The following is a 1282-nucleotide window of genomic DNA, read 5'->3' on the forward strand; positions in this document are numbered from 1 at the left end:
AGCTTGGACATTTCTTCGTTGGTGAACTTCACTTCACCGGAAAAGACTTTCTGCTTGATGCCGGGAGAGAGGTTGTCTGCGATGTCGATGCCTCGTGTATAGTGGCTGGCGCGGAGAACGGAGGCACGGCTGACACCGTTTTCTTCTGCGATTCGGTCGCAGGTTTTCTTGCCGGAGTGGTGGGTATCATCGTGAGACCCACCACTTTTCTTTGCTAAAGTGTACTGGTTGCCGTGAAAGATTTTCTCGGCTTTCTTTTCAGATTCGTACTGCTTCCCCAGCAGGTAACGCTTTTGTTCGGGGGAAAGATTGCGCCGCCCCAGCTGATTCTTGCAAATCCAAGCGAGGGCTTCCTCACGGTTCGCAAAGCGGAGCGGCATGGTAGAAAAGCAGATTTCGGGGTGCTTCTGAAGAATCGCATAGCGATTGTGACCGTCAACAAGGGTATTGCCCCAAACGATCAAAGGAGAGAGCAGCTTGCCTTCCTTGAGGATATTTTTTTCAAGCTGCTTAAATTCATCATCGGTCAGAGGGGGAATCTGGGACTGAAACTCCGGGTCGATTTTCAGATTGATCATACGCACACTCCTTTATCTCTCCTGCTGCGCCGGTTCTTCCTCCCGGAAAAAGGACGCAACATTCTGCTTTGCGGTTTTCAGTTTGAGCAGTTCCTCTTTAGCTTCCTTGTACTGCTCGTAGAACTTTGCCTTTTCGGATGCCAGCTGCGCATACTCGGCTTCCAGCTTTTTCGGGCCGGGCAGCTTTGTGATGTTGCTTGCCTTGAAATAGGCTGCTGCCGCCCGGTACGCTGTCAGCTCTGCACGGTGCTGCTCCTCAAAGGCTGCAGAGCAATCTTTTTGTATTCCTATAAATAACAATCAAGAGGGCGACAGCTTTTGTTGTCACCCTCTTGATTGTTATTTATTTTTCCCACGTTTTGGCTTTTTGTCGGACATTTATAATTTGGAGCTGGTACAGAATGCTGGGAATTGCAGAAACCAATGAAAAAATACCCAAGGCAATAGAATATTTGATAATGGCAAACAGTGCAAATAGGAGCAGCAGGAATAGCCATGGGTTACGCAAATTGCGGTAGTATTTTTCTTTATCGGCATAGGAGGTGTGGAGTTCAAAAGGCTTTCCGTCGTTTGCTTTTTCTACGATCAATAGTTCTCGGTTAAAAGTTGTTGCGTTTGTTGCAATATAACCGCCCATTTCCGCCCATGGACGCAATCGAACTTTTCCGACAGAATAGTTTAGATTGATGTTCTTGAAAAATACC

General features: G+C 47.4%; 1 protein-coding gene and 2 pseudogenes. All 3 read right to left on the bottom strand.

The genetic code is table 11. The features are described from left to right. A pseudogene (locus tag C4N24_RS14965) lies at positions 1–578 on the bottom strand (hypothetical protein); the annotation flags it as partial. 12 nt (positions 579–590) lie between these two features. After that, a complete protein-coding gene (locus C4N24_RS14970; RefSeq protein WP_242983302.1) occupies positions 591–878 on the bottom strand; it encodes a hypothetical protein in 288 nt (95 codons plus the stop codon). A 43-nt stretch (positions 879–921) separates the two neighbouring features. Then, positions 922–1282: pseudogene (locus C4N24_RS14975) on the bottom strand (DUF2812 domain-containing protein); the annotation flags it as partial.

It is taken from the genome of Faecalibacterium prausnitzii, assembly GCF_003287405.1.
Lineage (GTDB): Bacteria > Bacillota > Clostridia > Oscillospirales > Ruminococcaceae > Faecalibacterium > Faecalibacterium intestinale.